Raw genomic sequence first — 18,425 nt, 5'->3', positions numbered from 1 at the left:
AAGAGAGACATGAGCGACCTTCAGAAGCACGTTCAGACCGTGCTGGACGAGCTGACCGAGTCGGGTGCCGAGACCGGCCTGCAGGCGGCCGTCTACGTGGACGGCGAGCTCGTCGTCGACGCCGTCTCCGGTGTCGCCGACTCGGAGACCGGCCGCCCGGTCACCTCCGACACCCCGTTCTGGAGCGCCTCCACTGGCAAGGGCGTCACGGCCACCGTCGTGCACACCCTGGTCGAGAAGGGCCTCTTCGACTACGACACCCGCATCGCCGAGATTTGGCCCGAGTTCGGCGTACACGGCAAGGAGAACGCGACGGTCGGGCACGCCCTGACCCACTCCGCGGGCGTCCCCGGTCTGCCGGGCGACATCACCCCGGACGACCTGACCGACTGGGACAAGATGACGTCCATCGTCGCGTCCGCCGAGCCCTGGTGGGAGCCCGGCACCCAGACCGGCTACCACGCGGTCACCTTCGGCTACCTCCTCGGCGAGATCGTCCACCGGGCGACCGGCAAGCCGATCTCGCAGGTACTGCTCGAAGAGGTCTCGACCCCGCTCGGCATCTCCAAGGAGCTCTACCTCGGCGTCCCGCAGGCCGAGCAAGGCCTGCTGGCCCGCCTGGAGGACGCGCCGATCGACCCCGCCGCGTTCGGTGACATGCCTGAGGACTTCCCGCTGCTCAAGGCGGCGCCGCCGGCCATCATGCCCAGCGCCTCCTACGGCAACCGCTCCGACATCCTCGCCTCCGACATCCCGGCCGGCGGCACGATGACGGCACGCGGTGTCGCCAAGATGTACGCGGCTCTGCTGGGCGAGGTGGACGGGGTCCGCCTCGTCTCGCAGAAGCGTCTGGAGCAGATCAGCGCGGTGGCCGTCGACGACCTCGACCAGGTCGTGTTCGCGCCGTCCCCGAAGGGCCTCGGCTACTTCCTCGGCCGCCCGGGCGGCGACCCGCAGCAGTCCCTGAACGTCTTCGGCGCCCAGGGCATGGGCGGCAGCGGCGCCTACGCCGACACCCGTACCAAGGTCGCCTTCGCCCTCACCAAGAACCGCTTCAACCCGACCGAGGCAAGCGCCTTCGAGCGCGTCAGCGAGATCGTCACCCAGGCCGTCGCCGGAGCCTGAACGGACCGGTAGCAGAGAGGTATCCGTCATGACGAACGCAGCCCAGGCCGTCGCCGGGGCGAAGGCGGGACGACGCGAGTGGATCGGTCTCGGCGTCCTGGCCCTGCCGACCCTGCTGATCGCACTCGACATCGGCGTCCTGTTCCTCGCGCTGCCCCAGCTCAGCGATGACCTGGGCACCAGCGGCACCGAGCAGCTGTGGATCACCGACATCTACGGGTTCATGCTCGCCGGGTTCCTGATCACCATGGGAAACCTGGGTGACCGGATCGGGCGGCGCAAGCTGCTGCTGATCGGTGCCGCCGCGTTCGGCGCGGCGTCCCTGCTCGCCGCCTACGCGAGCAGCCCCGGCATGCTGATCGTGGCCCGCGCCCTGCTGGGCATCGCCGGTGCCACGCTCAACCCCTCCACCCTCGCGCTGATCAGCAACATGTTCCGGAACGACCGGGAGCGCGGCATCGCGATCTCGCTCTGGGCGACCTGCCAGTTCGGCGGCTCGGCCGTCGGTCCGCTGGTCGGCGGGCTGATGCTGGACCACTTCTGGTGGGGCTCGGTCTTCCTCCTCGGCGTCCCCGTGATGGTGGTGCTGCTGGTGGCCGGACCGCTGCTGCTCCCCGAGTACCGCACGGGCAAGGCGAGCGGCCCGCTCGACCTGATCAGCGTGGCGCTGTCGCTGCTCGCGATCCTCCCGGTGATCTACGGCGTCAAGGAGCTCGCCGCGGGCGGTGCCCACAGCTCGACCCCCCTGGCACTGCTGTCGCTGGCCGTCGGGCTCGGCGCGGGCGCGGTGTTCCTGCGCCGCCAGCGCACCCTCACCAACCCACTCGTGGACCTGAGGCTGTTCGGCAGGCCGGCCTTCTCCTTCGCGCTCGCAGGCATGGCCGTGGCCTCCGGCGCCTTCGCCGGCACCTCGTTCCTCACCAGCCAGTACATCGTGACCGTGGCGGAGCTGAGCCCCACCGCGGCGGGGCTCTGGCAGGCCCCGACGGGCGGTGGCATCGCTGCGGGCGTGCTGCTCGCCCCGCTGTTCCTGCGCTGGATGAAGCCGTTGACCGCGATGGTGGGCGGGCTGTGCGTCTCCTTCCTCGCGCTACTCGCCCTCACCCAGGTCGGTGACGACGGCTCGGTCGTCGGGATCGTCGTCTGCATCGCGCTCGTCGCCTTCGGCGTCGGTCCACTGTTCGCTCTCGGTACCGGGCTCGTGGTGGGCGCCGTGCCGGTGGAGAAGGCGGGCGCCGCGGCCTCGCTGTCCGAGAGCAGCAACGTGCTGGGCTCGACGCTCGGTCTCGCCTTCCTCGGCACCCTGGGCGCCGCGTTCTACCGGGACGAGATGGCCGGGCAGATCCCGGCCTCGCTGCCCGCCCCGCTGGCCGAGGCCGCCCAGGAGACCGTGGCCGGTGGTACCGCCGCCGCCCGCGAGCTGACCGGCGGCACCGCCCAGGACCTGGTGACGGCGTCCCACGACGCCTTCACCAGCTCGCTGCACACGGTCAGCTGGGTCGCGTCCGCCGCGGTGGCCGCCGTGGCGGTCGCCATCGCCTTCAAGCTGAGGGAGAAGAACCCGGCGGAGCAGCCCGGCGCGACGGAGCCGGCGGGGGCGGCGGCAACGACCGGAGCACCCGTCGCGGAGCGCAGCGGGGTCTGAGAACGACGCCTGAGGGGGCGCGGTGCCGAGCGCGCCGCGCCCCTTCGGTATGCCCGCCGGCCGGGTGCCAACTCCCTTGTCGCACGCGGTTGCAAACAAGCACGCAAGGAGATGCGCGGTCTGTCCCCAGCCGCGACGATTCCGACGACCGGTCCGGTGCGCCCGTCACGTCCGGTGCGCGCGTACCCCCGCGATGCCCGGCAGCGCTCGGCGCTGCCCACCCCGTCACCGCCGCCCGATTCCTAGGAGGCATCACCATGACCGCAGCACCGAAGATCCTCGCCATCAACGGCTCCGAGCGGGACGGCAACACCGCGGACGTGCTCCGACACGCGGCGGCGCACGCCCGTACCCTCGGCGTCGACTTCGAGGTCGTCGACCTGCGGAGCATCCGGATGGAACGGTGCGGTCCGTGCGGCGACTGCAACGACCGCACGGTCGTCTGCGCCGTGGGCGACGACATCCCCTCCGTGGTGCGCAGGATGATCGAGGCCGACGGCATCGTCTTCGCCGCCCCGGTGCACGGCTTCGGTACGGCGAGCCTCATGCAGACCTTCATCGAGCGGGCCGGGGTCGGCTATCTGCGCTTCGACCGTCCGCTGAGCAACAAGGTCGCGGGCGTCATCTCCGTCGCCCGCCGCTACAGCGCGGGCGAGGTGTGGGCCCAGCTGACCGTCAACGCCCTGCTCAACCGCATGATCCTGGTAGGCAGCGGCTTCCCGGCGACCGTGCACGCGCTGCACCGCGGCGACGCCGCCAAGGACGAGGAGGGGCTGCGCAACGTCGAGCGCCTGGTCGACCGCATGTCCGACATGATCAGGCTGCTGCGCGAGCACCGCGAGCTGACCGGCCGTGACGCGCTGGCCGGCGGCGACCGCAACGAGCGGATCGGTCTGCCACTGAACGAGCTGGTGAACGCCGTATGAGCACCACCGCCCCGCTCTCCGCCGGTGACCCGGGCCTGCCCGCCTTCTGGGAGTCGTACGAGCCGGTGCTGCGCGCCTTCCACGACGGCACCCTGACCGACGAGGTCATGGAGCGCTGGCGGACCGAGCGGCTGACCGCCGTCCTGCGGCACGTCACCGATCGCTCGCCGTTCTACCGCCGCCACCTCGCCGGCGTGGACCTCACCCGGGTCACCCCGGCAACCCTCGCCGAACTCCCCTTCACCACCAAGGACGACCTGCGCCGCGAGATGTACGACGTGCTCTCCGGCAGTCCGGCCGACGCCGCCGTCTTCTACGAGACGACCGGCACCACCGGGCCGTCCACGCCCTGCCCGCGCGGCGCCCGGGACATCGCGACCAGCAACACGGCCGTGGAGGAATCCTGGCGGCGCGTACTGCGCGCGCACTTCGGCGACCGGATGCCCGTCGTCGGGCTGATGGGACCCTCGGAGCTGTACGCCTTCGGCGACGTGTTCACCTCGGTGACCGCCGCGCTGGGCGCCTGCCACGTCAAGATCTGGCCGGAGTCCCCGCGCGTCGGCTTCCAGAAGGCGCTGCGCCTGATCGAGGACCTCGGCGTCGAGGTGATCGTCTGCGCCCCCGCGCTCTGTCTGAGCCTCGCCAAGGCCGCCCTGCACTACGGCTACGACCTGGCACGGCTGCCGGTGAAGCTGTTCCTCGTGCTCGGCGAGATCTGCACCCCCGAGTTCGCCGCCAACGTCGCCACGGTGTGGCCGCACGCCCAGGTCCGGCCAACGCTGTACGGCTCCCAGGAGTCGCTGTGCATCGCGACCGGCGCCGACACCGGACAGCTCCACCTGTCGCAGCCCAACTACCTCTTCGAGCTGGTCGACCCGGACACCGGGGAGTTCCTCGGCACCCGGGGCGAGGGCGAACTCGTCCTGACCATGCTGGTCGACGGCATCAAGCCGCTGATCCGCTACCGCACCGGCGACCTGGTCCGGATCTCCGGGGCGCCGCCCGGCGCCCCGCTGCCCGGCGACGTCGTCGAGGTGGTCGGCCGGGCCGCCGACCGCATCCGGCTCGGCCACGCCGTGCTCCAGCCCGCCGAGCTCGAGACCGCGGTCCTGGACACGGTCTCCGGCTGCCTCGGCTACCAGGTCGTCATCGACCGCGACGAGGCGGGCGGCGACCGCGTCACCGTACGGCTCGACCTGCTGCCGGGCCACCCCGACCGGGACGGCACCACCGCCGGCGTCGCCGCCCGGCTGCGCGCGCTGACCGGCCTCGACGCGACGGTCGTCGTGGAGGACGAGTTGGACCCGGTGACCCACACCGGCTCCTTCGTCAGCTGGAAGGCGGCGCGCGTGCTGGACGACCGAGGCCCCCTGGACACATCGGTGCTGGTGGCCCGTCAGGTCGCACACCGGTACGCGATCACCACCTGAGCGGAGAGGACCCGCCATGCCCGACCCCAGGCCGGAGCCCGCCGCGATCCGGGTGACCACCCGCCGCGAGGCCCTGCCGCCGTACCCGACGCTCCCGGTGCACCAGGCGCTCGCCCACCGCTTCGGCAAGGAGCAGGTGTATCTGCTCGAGTCCGCCGCGGGACCGGACCGCGACCGCAAATACCAATTCGTCGGCTTCGGCGAGCTGCTCTCGCTGTCCGTCACGGACAGCGCGATCAGCGTCGACGGCGAACCGTCCCTGTGCGAGGCGCTGCTGCGGCGGATCGCCCCGCTGCTCGACGAGACGGCCGACGGCCTGCGGCTGCGCGCCCGGCGCGACCTGTGGCAGGTCCTGCGGGAGCTGCACGCGCTGTTCGACGCGGAGGGCTCGCCGAGCCGGTTCCGCTTCGGCTTCCTCGGCTACTTCGGCTATGACACGGTCCGCTACATCGAGGACCTGCCGTACGTCATCGACGAGCGTCCCCCGCTGCCCGACGTCCACCTGGTACTGCACCAGGGCTGTGTGGTCACCGACCTCGACAGCGGCGAGGGGGAGCTTCTCCTGCACGAGTCCGACCACTGGCGGGCGTTCGACCCGGCCGAGGTGACGGCGCTGCTCGCGCGGGCCGAGGCTGACCATCCGGTGCCCCCCGCGGGCCCCGTGCCGGCCTCGTCCGCCTCGGACGACACCGACCCCGACGCGTACCGCCGCGACGTCGAACGGGCCCTGAAGCACATCGCCGTCGGCGACATCTACCAGGTGCAGCTCGGCCATGAGCTGACCATCCGCAGCGCCGTCGATCCGATCGACGTCTACCAGCGGATGCGCACCCACAACGCCTCGCCGTACATGTATCTGGCGCACGTCCGGGGGCAGACCGTGCTCGGCGCGAGCCCGGAACTGTTCGTCCGGGTCGAGGACGGCACCGTCACCATGCGTCCGATCGCCGGCACCGTCCCGCGCGACGGCGACGACGAGGCGGCGGGCGCCCGGCTGCTGGCCGACGAGAAGGAGATCGCCGAGCACATCATGCTGGTGGACCTGTGCCGCAACGACATCGGCCGGATCTGCCGCGCGGACACCCTGGAGGTGCCCGACGAGCTGATCGTCGAGCGCTACTCGCACGTGCTGCACCTGGTCTCGACGGTGGTGGGCGAGGCCGAGCCGGGCCGCGACACCTACGACATCATCGCCGCGCTGTTCCCCGCGGGCACGATGACCGGGACGCCGAAGATCCGAGCCATGGAGATCATCGAGCAGATCGAGCGCAGCCGCCGAGGTCTGTACGCGGGCGCGATCGGCGTGATCGACATCGGCGGCTACACCAACCTCGCCCTGTGCATCCGCACCTTGTTCCACGAGGACGGCATGTACCGTACGCGGGCTTCGGCCGGGGTGGTCGCCGACTCCGTTCCGGAGCGTGAATGGACCGAGACGCTAGCGAAGATGAGCGCCGCCTACTGGGCGGTGACCGGAAAGGGACTGCTGTGAGTGTGACCGCCCTGAACAGCGGCGTCGGGCGGCCGGGCCCCGGGCCCCGGGTCCTCGTCGTGGACGCCTTCGACAGCTTCGTCGACATCCTGCGGCAGTACCTGATGTCCGCTGGGGCCGAGCCGGTCATGGTGCGGTCCCACACCATGAGCGAGCAGCAGGTGGCGGAGCTGCGGCCGGACGCGCTGCTGCTCGGCCCGGGCCCGGGCCACCCGGACATGAGCGGGCACGTGGAGCTGGTGCGCGCCTTCGCGGGCCGGCTGCCCATTCTAGGCGTCTGCCTCGGTCACCAGGCGATAGGGCGGGCATACGGGGCATCCGTGGTCCCGGCGGAGCACCTGATGCACGGCAAGACCAGTCGGGTCAGGCACGACGGCCGCGGCCTCTTCGAGGGCATGCCCGAGGGTTTCCAGGCCACCCGCTACCACTCGCTCGTGGTGGTCGAGGACACCCTTCCGCCGGTCCTCGAGGTGAGTGCGACCTCCATCGACGACGGCTACATCATGGGGCTCCGGCACCGGACGCTGCCGGTGGAGTCGGTGCAGTTCCACCCGGAGTCCATCCGGACGGAGGGCGGCATGCGCATGATCCACAACTTTGTGCGCGCGACCGCGGCGTTCCCGTCCTGGCAGGACCGTGGCGTCGCCGCGTGAGGCGCTACCGGCTCACCGGCTTCGACGGCCCGGCCTCGCTGCGCGAGGAGAAGTGCGAGATCCCCAGCCCCGGCCCGCGCGAGGTGCTGGTCCGGATGCGGTCCTGGTCCCTCAACCACCGTGACCTGCTGATCGCGCACGGACGCTACAGCCGTGACATCGTGCCCGGCCTCGTACCGCTGTCGGACGGAGCGGGTGAGGTCGTCGAGGCCGGCTCGGAGGTCACCGCCTGGCGGCCCGGGGACGCGGTCGCCGGGCTGTTCCTGCCCGGCTGGCGCTCGGGACGTCCCCGGGTCGACCGGGCCCTCGGCGGGTCCGTCGACGGGGTTCTCGCCGAGTACGTGGTCTTCGACGAGGAGGCGGTCGTCGCTGTCCCTGCCCATCTCGGCTTCGCCGAGGCCGCCACCCTGCCGTGCGCCGCGCTCACCGCGTGGCAGGCGGTCGTGGAGGTCGGCGGGCTGCACCCCGGCCAGACGGTGCTCACCCTGGGCAGCGGCGGCGTGTCGGTGTTCGCACTGCAGTTCGCCGCGGCGGGCGGCGCGCGGGTGATCTCGACCTCCGGCAGCCCGGCCAAGCTGGAGCGGCTGCGCGAGCTGGGGGCGGCCGAGGTGATCGACTATGCCAGGGAGCCCGAATGGGGCCTACGCGCGGCCGAGTTGAGCGGCGGCGGCGTCGACCATGTCGTCGAGGTCGGCGGGGCGGGCACCATGCGCCAGTCGATCACGGCGGCCAGGGTCGGCGGCCGGATCAGCGTCATCGGCGTGCTCAGCGGCGGAGCCGGGATCAGCCCGGTGCCGCTGCTGCGCAAGGTGCTGTGCGTGCAGGGCGTCCAGGTCGGCAGCGCGGACATGTTCCGGGCCATGAACCGCGCCCTGGAACAGCGGCGCATCCGGCCGGTGATCGACCGGGAGTTCCCGTTCTCGGAGGCCGGGGCCGCGTTCCGGTACCTCGAGGCCGCCGCCCACATCGGCAAGGTGGTGATCACCGCCGACTGACCTGACCGCCCCTGGTGAGCACACCAGGAGATGCGGCGGTGTGCGCGCGCCGACGAGGATCCGAGGGGACCATACCGGCGACGGAGGCGAAGTGGAGTACTGGAACCCCAAGGCGGAAACCATGCCACGCCACGAACTCGAGGAATGGCAGTGGCGCAGGCTGCAACGGGCGCTCCACAACGCCCGCGCCCGCTCGCCCTTCTGGCGTGACCGACTGCCCGGCGACATTACCTCGATGGAGGACTACGCCCGGCGCGTGCCGCTGCTGCACAAGGCGGACCTGCTCGCCGCCGAGCAGCAGGCGCCGCCGTACGGCACCTGGCCCTCCATTGACCCGGCCCGTGGCATCCGTCACCACCAGACCAGCGGTACCAGCGGCAATCCGCCGGTACGCACCATCGACACGGCTGGCGACTGGACATGGTCGACGGACACGTTCTGCACGGCGCTGTACGCGATGGGCGTGCGCCCGCACCACAAGGGCATGGTCGCCTTCGGTTACGGCCTCTTCATGGGCTTCTGGGGGATGCACTACGGCCTTGAGCGGATGGGCTGCACGGTCGTCCCGGCCGGCGGCCTGGACTCGCGGACGCGGATCAAGCTCCTCGTGGACTACGGCATCGAGGTCGTCGGGCTCACCCCGAGCTATGCGATGCGCCTGATCGAGACTGCCCGTGAGATGGGCATCGACCTGGCGAAGGAGGCGAACGTCGAGATCATCCTGGCGGGCGCCGAGCCCCGGTCGAAATTCACCACGCGCACAATCGAGGAGGCCTTCGGGGCGCGCGTCTTCAACGCCGCGGGCACCACCGAGTTCGGCGGCGTCTTCATGTTCGAGTGCCCGTCGCGCCGAGGCGCCTGCCACATCATCGAGCCCTCGACGATCGAGGAAGTGCTGCACCCCGAGACCAAGCTGCCGGTCGGCTACGGTGAGGAGGGGGTGCGGGTCACCACCGGACTGTCCCGCGAGGGCATGCAGCTGTTCCGGCACTGGACCGAGGACGTGGTCGTAAAGCAGCCCGCCGCCGCCTGCGGCTGCGGCAGGACGTGGGACTTCTACGACGGCGGGATCATCCGGCGGGTCGACGACATGCGCAAGATCCGTGGGGTGTCGGTCACCCCGGTGATGATCGAGGACGTGGTCCGCGGCTTTGACGAGGTCAGCGAGTTCTCGACGTCGATCAGCTCGGTGCGCGGCCTGGACACGGTCTTCGTCCGGGTGGAGCCGCGGCACGTGCCGGGCGGCGACGTGACCACCCTGACCCGGCGCATCGCCGAGGAGTTCAAGCGGGAGATCGGGATACGGCCCGAGGTGGAGCTGGCCCCCGAGGGCTCTCTGCCCCGGCAGGAATGGAAGGCGGCGAGGCTCCGTGACGAACGCGCACTCGTTTCTCAGCCCTGAGCAGGAGGCCCAGCTGCTCGGCGCCTACACGGCTCTGAAGGAGCTGTCGGCCGACTGCCGGGTGCCCGCGGTGAGCGCCGCGGTCACCATGGCCCTGGCCGAGCTGCGCACGGCCCTCGACGGTCAGGCCGTGGAGTTCGACTACTTCTCGACGGTCTGAGGTCCGTAGCGAGGTCCGTACCGACACCGCCTCTGTCCCGCTGTGACGTGGGCCGGTCCGCCACCCCCGGGTGGTGTGCCGGCCCACGTCCGCGCGTGATTCCCGCGTCTAAACCTGCCCTGAGAACACCGCACTTTTGAAGGTGCGGCGGTGCGGCGCCGACGCCAGCATGACTCGCGGCCCATCATGTATCGACTTCCAAGGGAGCGCGAAAACGTGGCATCTCACAATGTCCGGACAGGCGCCGCCGAATCCCCCCAGAAGCGCAGAGTCCCCGTCCTCGACGGTCTGCGCGGACTGTGCGCGGTCGCAGTCCTCGTCTATCACGTCGCCTACACGGCGGGAGTGAGCAACCACTTCGCAGACCCGCGCGACAACCTGTGGGGTTATCTCACCGAGGGCATGGGCGTCTTCCTGCCTCCCTTCTTCGTCCTGTCCGGCCTGATGCTCTACCGGCCCTTCGCCCGCCGCACGGTGACCGCAGAGGGCGCCGCCCCGCGGGTCGCCCCCTTCTACTGGCGCCGCTTCGTGCGCATCGTCCCCGCCTTCTGGGCGCTGGTGCTCGCCTCGATCCTGCTCCTGGACTACGACAAGATCGACGGCGTCTGGTTCTTCCTGCGACCCCTGCTGATGATCCACTTCTTCACCCGGGCCGAGTGGATCACCGGCATCGAGCCGACCTGGACCGTTCCCACCGAGATGCTCTTCTACCTGGCACTGCCGGTCATCGCCTGGGTCATCCACAAGTTCGCCGTGCGCGGCACCACCCCGGCCCAGCGCGCCCGCCGGATGTTCGTCCCGCTCGTCGCCCTGGTCCTCATCGGCATGGCCTGGACCGCCTACTGCTTCCTGCCGTCCATGACGGCCGACGTCTGGTACCTGTCCTTCTGGCCCTTCGGCTACGTCGGCTACTTCGCTGGCGGCATGGCCCTGGCAGTGATGCTCTCCTACGCCGAGGTGGCACCGCGCCAGCCGGCGCTGTTCCGCTGGGCCGCCAAGTGGCCGATGGGCTTCTGGCTGGTCGCGCTGATCGCCTACCTCGCCAACGTGCCGCATCCGTTCGGCGAGCCCGGCATGGGCGACTGGGGCGCACTCACCCAGCAGATGGTGCTGCACACCCTGTTCTTCGTCTTCTCGATGTGCGTCGTGATCCCTCTGGTGGCCCCCGGCGCCCACTCGAAGACCATGGACCTGGTCCTCGCGAACCGTCCGATGGCCTTCCTCGGCCGCATCTCGTACGGCATCTACCTGTGGCACGTGTTCTTCATCCACGTCGTGCTCCACAACGGCAGCATGTTCGGCAAGTCCGCGGTCAACTCGGGCATGCTGCGCGGCACCGTCGGCTTCGCCGAGATGGTGAGCCTGGTCCTGCTCGGCACCCTCGTCACCGCGCTGGCCAGCCACTACGTCATCGAGGAGCCGCTGAACAAGAAGCTGCGCGGCCTCTTCGACCGCCGCTCGAAGGGCCGTAAGGACGAGGTGTCCGCATCCGGTCCGAAGGGCCCTGAGGACGGCTCCCCGTCCTCGTCGGAGCAGGGCGTCCTGACCTCCGTCTGATCCACCGGTACAGCCCCAGGGGTGCCCCCGCCGCCACGGCGGGGGCACCCCTTCGTCGTACCCGCCGTACGGCCGCGTCGGCGGGCACGACGAAGGGGTGGCCGGCTCCGGAAGGAGCCGGCCACCCCGGTGATTTCGTGCGGGACTAGCCCTGGCGCAGCGGCCGGACGAAGGCGCGAACGTCCTGGACGAGCAGCGCGGGCTGCTCGAGGGCGGCGAAGTGGCCGCCCTTGTCGAACTCGGTCCAGTGCGTGAGCGTCGGCAGCAGCGGGTCCGCCCAGCGGCGGATCGGCAGCGCGGCGTCCTCGGGGAAGACGGCCACGCCGACCGGCGCCGTCAGCTCCCAGGGGCCGCCCCAGGTGCGGGCGAAGGCCTCGTCACCGTGCGCGGACTCGTAGTAGAGCTGGGCGCTGGAACCGGCGGTGCCGGTGAACCAGTAGAGCGAGACGTTGGTGAGCAGGTGCTCGCGACTGACCGCGTCCTCCGGAACCTTGTCCGCGGCGGTCCACTCCTTGAACTTCTCGACGATCCAGGCGAGCTGGCCGACCGGGGAGTCGGTGAGCCCGTACGAGAGGGTCTGCGGCCGGGTCGACTGGATGCGCTGCCAGCCCATCCCGTCCTGCTGGAAGCGCCCGGCGAACTCCAGACGGCCCAGGTCGGTGGCGTCCAGGCCCTCGAAGGCGGCCGGGTCCTGCGGCGGGAAGGTGACGAACATGTTCACGTGTACACCGGCGACGTGCTCCGGGTCTGCAAGACCCAGCTCCAGGGAGATCGGCATGCCCCAGTCGCCGCCCTGCACGAAGTAGCGGTCGTAGCCGAGGCGGTTCATCAGTTCGGCCCAGGCGCGGGCCACTCGGCGGGTGTCCCAGCCGGCCGCGCGGGTGGGGCCGGAGAAGGCGTAGCCGGGGATCGAGGGGATGACCACGTGGAAGGCGTCGGCCGGGTCGCCGCCGTGCGCGGCCGGGTCGGTGAGCGGGCCGATCACGTCGAGGAACTCGGCCACGGAACCCGGCCAGCCGTGGGTGATGATCAGCGGCTTCGCGGTCGGCTCCGGCGAGGTGACGTGCAGGAAGTGGATGTCGGTGCCATCGATCTCGGTGATGAACTGCGGATACTGGTTCAGCCTGGCCTCGGCGGCCCGCCAGTCGAAGCTGGAGCGCCAGTACTCGGCGAGCTCCTTGAGGTACTCGACCGGGACGCCGCGCGACCAGTCGGCGTCCGGGATCTCACCCTCGGGCCAGCGGGTGCGCGCGAGGCGCTCGTTCAGGTCGTCGATGTCGGCCTGTGGGATCTCGATGCGGAAGGGGCGCATGGCAGCCTCTCGTGGTACGCGTGCCGAAGCGGGCGCGGTGGGCGTCAGTGGGGTGCTGCGGCGGCATGCGGCTGCCGGCGCGGTGCGGTGGTGGCGGGGCCGGTGCGCCGGGCGGCGCGGGAGGCCCGCAGGACGCGCAGCATCAGGCGCGGGCGCATCAGCGCCTGCGGCGGGTCGATGAGACCGGCGACGCGGATGAACGCGTTGCTCAGCTCCGGGTCGTGCTCGGCGGCGGCCTGGAGGCGTGCGACGTAGGCGTTGGCCATCCTGACCTTGAGTGTGCGGCGCCCGGAGACGCCCGGGTAGCCGAGGTCGGAACCGGCGGCCAGCTCCCAGGGCGCCTTGATGGCGGCCGCGACGTCCTTGAAGTACGCGACGGGTTTCCGGCCGCGAGGCGCGGCCAGGTGGCGGCGGAGCGCCAGCGACTCCAGCGCTGCCACCGTCATGCCCTGGGCGTAGACCGGGTTGAAACTCGCCACGGCGTCGCCCATCACGAGCAGTCCGTCGGGGAACCGCGTCAGGCGCTCGTAACGGCGCCAGACGCTCGCCGGGTAGCGGAACTTGACCGGGTCGTCGACGGGCTCGGCGTCGGCCACGGCGTCGTACAGGTGCGGTATGGGCAGCGAGCGCATGAATGCCTCGAAGCCCTCGGGGTCCGTGGGGGCGTGGTCGCCCAGGATGCCGGTGAGCGACAGCTCGTAGATGTCGCCGTCGCCGGGCAGCCGGTAGAACAGGCCGCCGCGCGGGTGTTCGGGGGTCGCCGCCGGGATGATCGCCTGGGCGTCGCCGAGCGGGTCGTGGTCCAGCCGGTAGTGGCGTGTGGTGTAGGCGAGGTCGACCTCGACCCGCTCCTCCTCCGGGGCCGGGTAGCCGAGCTCGGCGAGCCAGACCGGGGTGCGCGAGCCGCGGCCCGTGGCGTCGACGACGAGGTCGGCCTCGAGTTCCTGCGGCTCGCCGCCCGCGTGGCGCGGCTGGATCCGGGCGCCGGTGACCCGGGTCCGGTCGGCGGTGGTGCTGAGCCCGAGGATGTCGTGCTCCTCCAGGAAGCGGACGTTGGGCAGCTGCTGAACCCGGCGGCGCACCTGCTCCTCGAGGACCGGGCGGCCTGCGGGGATGGAGATCAGACCGGTGTCGGCAGGGGCGATGCGCCTGCCGTTGAAGTACCAGTGACAGGCGTGGCCGAAGTCGTCCGGAGGGGCGCCGGCGTCCGCGAGGTCGTCGGTGAGTCCCGGGAAGTGCTCCTCCAGGATCTGCTGGCCGCGGGCCACCAGGCCATGGGCGTGCCGCCCGTGCGGCACGCCGCGCCGCGGACCCGAGACGCCGACGAGCCGGTCGCGGTCGACCAGCAGGACTTCCGCGTAGGTGTCGGCGAGCACGCGTGCGGCGAGCAGTCCCGCCATGCTGCCGCCGAGTACTACTGCCCGGTGTGCGGCTGTGTGGGCCACGGTGTTCTCCTCCTTCGGGCCGGCGTCGGTCACGGGGTGTTGCGGGGCGTGTTCTGGTAGGCGGCGATGAGCCACTCGCCGTCCTGCTTGGTCAGCACCCAGATGGCGCGGACCTGGCGCTCGGCGGCCGGCTCGGTCTCGCCGGGGGCGAGGACGCCGCCCTGGGTGATGACGATGGCGTTGTCGGGCGAGAGGAACTTGACGGCGAGCGGCGTGCCGGTGACCTGGGTGCCCTTGTACGGTCCGGCGAACGCCTGCGTCATGAAGCTGGCGATGCGGTCGCGGCCGGTCTCGTGCACGCCGGGCAGCACCATGGTGCCGTCCTCGGTGAAGACGTCGCCGAAGGCGGCGCCGTCGTGCGCGGCCCAGGCGGCGACGATGCGCTGCGGCACGGCGGCGATGGCGGCGGTGTCCTCGGCGAGGGCGGTGGCGGTGGTCGTGGCGGTCATGTGGGATCTCCCTGTGTTTCGTCGGGTGGGGGTGGCTGCGGGCCGCCGCGGGCGCGGCGGCGTGGGCCGGTCAGGAGGGTGGTGCGACGGAGAGCGCGTGGCGGAAGACGTTCCGCGCGTCGTAGCGCTTCTTCACCTGCTGTAGGCGGGGGTAGTTGTCCTTGTAGTAGAGGACGGGCCAGCCGGTGTCGGAGGTGTTCCAGGCCGGGTCGGCGAGGTCCACGTCCGGGTAGCTGATGTACGAGCCGTCGTTGACGTCGCCGGGTTCGGGGACTCCGCCGGTCTCGGCGTATACGTCCTGGTAGAAGCGGCGCACCCAGGCGATGTGCAGCTCGTCCTCCTCCGGCGCGGTCCAGGCGCCGGCGGAGTAGGACGCCTTGAGGATGGAGTCGCGCTGGGGGACGGCGGTGGCGTCGGGGGCGACCGCATTGACCTGGCCGCCGAAGCCTGTGAGCACCAGACAGGCCATCGGGTTGTCGTAGCCGGGGTCGGTCAGGTGGCGGTGGACGGCGGCCAGTTGGTGGTCGGTGAAGCCCGCGCGCAGATATCCAGCCTTGTTCTTGTAGCGGCCGCGCGGGTCGCTGGGCCAGCTGTAGGAGGGCATCCAGGTGTCCATCCAGGACACCACCTGCTCCTCGACGTGGGCCGGTGCGGCGCCGCCCGGGCCGGTGAGCGCGGCCAACTGCTCGGCCATCAGCTCGGCGGCGCCGGGCACGTCGTCGTCGACGACGGAGTTGAGGATGAACGATCCGGCGGAGCGGTGCAGGACGATCAGGTTGCTCCAGATGTGGCGTCCTGGGGAGTCCGGTGCGCTGTTCTTCTCGTGCCAGTCGGTGTAGGCGCGCAGCAGCGCCGTGAAGTCCTGCTCGTCCAGGGTGTCCCAGGACCAGACGACGTCGGCTCGGCGGATCCGGCGCGGGGCGCGGGGCAGGGCGTGCTCGGGGGCGGTTGGCCTGGGGCCGGCGGAGCGCAGCCAGAAGCGGGTGACGACGCCGAAGTTGCCACCGCCGCCTCCGGTGTGGGCCCACCACAGGTCGTGATGCGGATCGTCCGGTTCGCGGGTGGCGGTGACGGCCCGGGCCCGGCCGGTGTCGTCGACGGTGACGACTTCGACGGCGTACAGGTGGTCGACGACCAGGCCGTCGCGTCGGGAGAGGTGTCCGTAGCCGCCGCCGCAGATGTGGCCGCCGACGCCGACCTCGAAGCAGGTGCCGGCCGGGACGGTCACGCCCCAGCCGTCGTGCAGCTTCTGGTAGAGGTGGTCGAGGCGGGTACCGCCGCCGACGGCGAAGGCCGCCATCTGTTCGTCGTAGGAGACGGCGGCCAGCGGCGAGAGGTCGATGAGGACCTGGATGTCGGGCGAGGCGGTGAAGTCCTCGAAGCAGTGGCCGCCGCTGCGGACCGCGATTCGGCGGCCGGTGTCGAGGGCGTCCTGGACGGCGTCGACGACGTCCTGGGTGGTGACGGCGAGGCGGACCGCTTCGGGTCGCCCGGTGAAGCGGTGGTTGTACCCCTCCACCAGACCGGGGTACCGGTCGTCCTGCGGGGTGACGGTCACCCCGCGGCTCTGTTCCGACATGGACGGCTCCTCCTGCGGCGGTCGTGCCCAGAGCCTGTCCGGCGGATCATGGCCGGGTCATCTCCTGTTTTGCGGAGTTGCCGGTGGCCGGGTCCCAGTCGTCGGTCAACTGACGTTCCAGGGCACTTTCGACGGGAGTCAGGGGCAGTGCGGTCAGCCGTTCCGGGTGTCCGGGGGGCGGTCCTTGCAGGGCGGTGCCGTGGTCGAGCGGGGCGGTCGGAGTCGTGACGCCGATCCACACCCAGCCGTAGTCGGACAACGACCAGTAGGCGGAGGTGAAGAGGCGCTTGGCCAGCCGCAGAGCGGGGGCGGGTAGGCGCAGCACGCCGCCGCGTCGCGGCTCGGGCGGGGGTGAAGACGTGGTGACGGTCACCCCGCGACCGTCACACCCGTCCGGCGGCCGGCGCATCTCTCGGTGTGCGCACGTCTCCGGTGCCGTCCAGGGCCGCCTGGCCGCGCCTTCCCTCCTCCAGGGTGAGGGCGAGTTCGAGCGGCGCCGACTCGTCGCCCTCACGCAGGATCGCGGCGGCCCGGGTGAGCTGGCCGGCGATCCGGTCCAGGACGTCGGCGACCGGTCCGGCGTTGTGGGCGAGGACGTCGCCCCATACCCACGGGTCGCCGCCCGCTGTGCGGACCGTGTCACGCAGGCTCTGCTCGGCGAGGCCGAGGAAGGCCAAGGAGCTGTCGGCGAAGCGGCTGGAGAGGACGGCTGCCACCAGATGCGGGGCGTGCGACAGTTCGGCGACGACCCGGTCGTGGATTTGCGGGGAGAGGTCGAGGCGCTGCGCGCCGCAGGCCTCGATCAGCGCGTCGAGTGTCCGCAGCGCCCACACAGGGGTGGTCTCGTACGGGCACAGGGTCCAGATGCGGCCGGTGAATCGGGTGGCGTCGGCGTCGGCCCGGCCGGGGGCGTCGGGTCCGGCCAGCGGGTGGCCGGGCACGTAGCCCTTGAGGTCGCAGCCTCGCAGTTCGGCGTCGGAGCTGATGATGTCCTTGGCTCCGGCGGTGTCGGTGTAGACGTGCCCGAGGCCCTGGCTCTGTGCGCGGTACAGGACGTCGACGACGGCGGACGGCGGGGTGGCGACGACGACTAGGTCGGCGGGCGGGCGCTCGGGGGTCCAGGCGGTTCCGGCGCCGAGCGCCACGGCTTCGGCGGTGGCGCGGGGGTCGTCGTCGAGGAGGGTGACCTCGGTGCCCGCGCCGGTGAGGGCGAGGGCCACGGAGGTGCCGGTGGTGCCGCAGCCGATGACGACGGCGGTGCGCAGCGTGGCGCTGGTCATGGGAACTCCTGGCGGCTGGGACGGAGGGGGCTGGCGGGCCGGTGCCTGGTGGGCCCCGGGGCAGGGCGGTCGGGGTGCGGCGCGGGGCCGCCAGTCGTGCGGTCATGTCCGCTCAGTGCTCGCAGTTGGCGTGGGCGAACTGGCCGGGGGTGCGGCCTTCACCGGCCGGGCCGCGGTAGGCCTGGGCGATGTCGAGCCAGCGGTCGGCCTCGGCGCCGGTGGCGACCAGGGCCAGGTCGTCGCGGTGGCGGCGGCGGGTGACGAGCAGGCAGAAGTCCTCGGCGGGACCGGTGATCTTGTCGGTGGCGTCCTCGGGGCCGTACGCCCAGAGCTCGCCGTTGGGGGCGGTGACCTCTATACGGAAGTGCTCGGTGGGCGGGGTCAGACCACGCGAGAGGTAGCCGAAGTCCCGGGTGAGGAAGGCGAAGAAGACCAGGTGGCGCAAGCGCTCGGTGGGCTCGCGGCGCACGCCGAGGGCGTCGGCGATGTCCTGACCGTGGCCGAAGATCTCCATGATTCCGGCGGAGGCAAGGACGGCCGCCGGGAGCGGGTTGACCAGCCACGGCACGACCTGGCCCTCGGGGACGGCGGCGAGGGCGTCGACGGAGTTCTGGCCGAGGGCGCGGAAGCGGGCGAGGAGCTGGGCGGGCGGGAAGCCGTTGAACTGCTTGAGGGCTGCGTTGACGGCGCCGTCGAAGTCGCCCGAGGCACCGGCGGCGAGCTTGGCGAAGCCGTCGGGGTCGGAGGCGGCGGTGCCGGCCAGGTGGAAGATGAAGGTGAGGTGGGCGATCTGGTCGGCGATGCTCCAGCCGGGGGCGGGGGTCGCGGTGTGCCAGGCCTGCTCGTCCAGTCCCTCGACGAGGCGGGCGGTCTCCTCGATGTCGATGGCGAGGGCCTTCAGGACGTCGTTCGTGGCGGTCATGGTGGTGTCTCCTTGGACGGGAAGTGAAAGGGAAGTGGTGCGGGAAGGGCGGT

At 71.5% G+C, this 18,425-nt stretch carries 17 protein-coding genes; 10 read left to right on the top strand and 7 right to left on the bottom strand.

Annotated features, from left to right (window positions below):
* The first annotated feature begins 9 nt into the window (after positions 1 to 9).
* The 10 genes from AMK29_RS31755 to AMK29_RS31710 all read left to right on the top strand — a co-directional run bounded on the left by AMK29_RS31755 (position 10) and on the right by AMK29_RS31710 (position 11,385).
* The gene (locus AMK29_RS31755; RefSeq protein WP_073819498.1) at positions 10 to 1,125 is read left to right on the top strand and encodes a serine hydrolase domain-containing protein; all 1,116 of its coding nucleotides are present in this window, start codon (positions 10 to 12) and stop codon (positions 1,123 to 1,125) included.
* Between the two features lie 28 nt (positions 1,126 to 1,153).
* A complete protein-coding gene (locus AMK29_RS31750; protein WP_073819497.1) occupies positions 1,154 to 2,770 on the top strand; it encodes an MFS transporter in 1,617 nt (538 codons plus the stop codon).
* Positions 2,771 to 3,027: 257 nt separating this feature from the next.
* Positions 3,028 to 3,696 (top strand): flavodoxin family protein, encoded by a 669-nt coding sequence (locus tag AMK29_RS31745; RefSeq protein ID WP_073819496.1) that lies wholly within the window; start codon positions 3,028 to 3,030, stop codon positions 3,694 to 3,696.
* A complete protein-coding gene (locus tag AMK29_RS31740; RefSeq protein ID WP_079197210.1) occupies positions 3,693 to 5,126 on the top strand; it encodes a phenylacetate--CoA ligase family protein in 1,434 nt (477 codons plus the stop codon). Before AMK29_RS31745 ends, AMK29_RS31740 begins: the two co-directional genes overlap by 4 nt.
* 16 nt (positions 5,127 to 5,142) lie before the next feature.
* A complete protein-coding gene (locus tag AMK29_RS31735) occupies positions 5,143 to 6,618 on the top strand; it encodes an anthranilate synthase component I family protein (protein WP_073819495.1) in 1,476 nt (491 codons plus the stop codon).
* Positions 6,615 to 7,271: an anthranilate synthase component II gene (locus AMK29_RS31730; protein ID WP_241845781.1), complete on the top strand. Its 657-nt coding sequence runs from the start codon at positions 6,615 to 6,617 to the stop codon at positions 7,269 to 7,271. Before AMK29_RS31735 ends, AMK29_RS31730 begins: the two co-directional genes overlap by 4 nt.
* Positions 7,268 to 8,266 (top strand): zinc-dependent alcohol dehydrogenase family protein, encoded by a 999-nt coding sequence (locus AMK29_RS31725; RefSeq protein WP_073819493.1) that lies wholly within the window; start codon positions 7,268 to 7,270, stop codon positions 8,264 to 8,266. Before AMK29_RS31730 ends, AMK29_RS31725 begins: the two co-directional genes overlap by 4 nt.
* Positions 8,267 to 8,387: 121 nt before the next feature.
* Positions 8,388 to 9,668, top strand: coding sequence for a phenylacetate--CoA ligase family protein (locus tag AMK29_RS31720; protein ID WP_241845780.1), 1,281 nt, complete (start codon positions 8,388 to 8,390; stop codon positions 9,666 to 9,668).
* Positions 9,637 to 9,828: a DUF6052 family protein gene (locus AMK29_RS31715; RefSeq protein ID WP_073819491.1), complete on the top strand. Its 192-nt coding sequence runs from the start codon at positions 9,637 to 9,639 to the stop codon at positions 9,826 to 9,828. The genes AMK29_RS31720 and AMK29_RS31715 overlap by 32 nt, the downstream gene beginning before the upstream one ends.
* Before the next feature lie 216 nt (positions 9,829 to 10,044).
* A complete protein-coding gene (locus tag AMK29_RS31710) occupies positions 10,045 to 11,385 on the top strand; it encodes an acyltransferase family protein (RefSeq protein WP_073819490.1) in 1,341 nt (446 codons plus the stop codon).
* Between the two features lie 145 nt (positions 11,386 to 11,530).
* Here AMK29_RS31710 and AMK29_RS31705 read toward each other — a convergent pair whose 3' ends face one another.
* The 7 genes from AMK29_RS31705 to AMK29_RS31675 form a co-directional block, all read right to left on the bottom strand.
* Complete coding sequence (locus AMK29_RS31705) at positions 11,531 to 12,697, bottom strand: epoxide hydrolase family protein (protein WP_073819489.1); 1,167 nt, start codon at positions 12,695 to 12,697, stop codon at positions 11,531 to 11,533.
* 44 nt (positions 12,698 to 12,741) lie between these two features.
* Entirely contained in the window at positions 12,742 to 14,142 is a 1,401-nt protein-coding gene (locus AMK29_RS31700) for an FAD-dependent oxidoreductase (protein ID WP_073819597.1), read from the bottom strand.
* A 29-nt stretch (positions 14,143 to 14,171) separates the two neighbouring features.
* Positions 14,172 to 14,591, bottom strand: coding sequence for an SgcJ/EcaC family oxidoreductase (locus tag AMK29_RS31695; protein ID WP_073819488.1), 420 nt, complete (start codon positions 14,589 to 14,591; stop codon positions 14,172 to 14,174).
* Between the two features lie 70 nt (positions 14,592 to 14,661).
* The gene (locus AMK29_RS31690) at positions 14,662 to 16,170 is read right to left on the bottom strand and encodes an FAD-binding oxidoreductase (protein ID WP_073819487.1); all 1,509 of its coding nucleotides are present in this window, start codon (positions 16,168 to 16,170) and stop codon (positions 14,662 to 14,664) included.
* A 46-nt stretch (positions 16,171 to 16,216) separates the two neighbouring features.
* Complete coding sequence (locus AMK29_RS31685) at positions 16,217 to 16,543, bottom strand: DUF6059 family protein (RefSeq protein ID WP_143202966.1); 327 nt, start codon at positions 16,541 to 16,543, stop codon at positions 16,217 to 16,219.
* Positions 16,544 to 16,553: 10 nt separating this feature from the next.
* Positions 16,554 to 17,450 (bottom strand): prephenate dehydrogenase/arogenate dehydrogenase family protein, encoded by an 897-nt coding sequence (locus AMK29_RS31680; RefSeq protein WP_073819485.1) that lies wholly within the window; start codon positions 17,448 to 17,450, stop codon positions 16,554 to 16,556.
* A 112-nt stretch (positions 17,451 to 17,562) separates the two neighbouring features.
* The gene (locus tag AMK29_RS31675) at positions 17,563 to 18,372 is read right to left on the bottom strand and encodes a TIGR03084 family metal-binding protein (RefSeq protein WP_073819484.1); all 810 of its coding nucleotides are present in this window, start codon (positions 18,370 to 18,372) and stop codon (positions 17,563 to 17,565) included.
* Positions 18,373 to 18,425 lie beyond the last annotated feature (53 nt).

The organism is Streptomyces sp. CB02261, assembly GCF_001905665.1.
In the GTDB taxonomy this organism is placed as follows: domain Bacteria; phylum Actinomycetota; class Actinomycetes; order Streptomycetales; family Streptomycetaceae; genus Streptomyces.
This window is presented reverse-complemented; position numbering and strand designations above follow the sequence as displayed.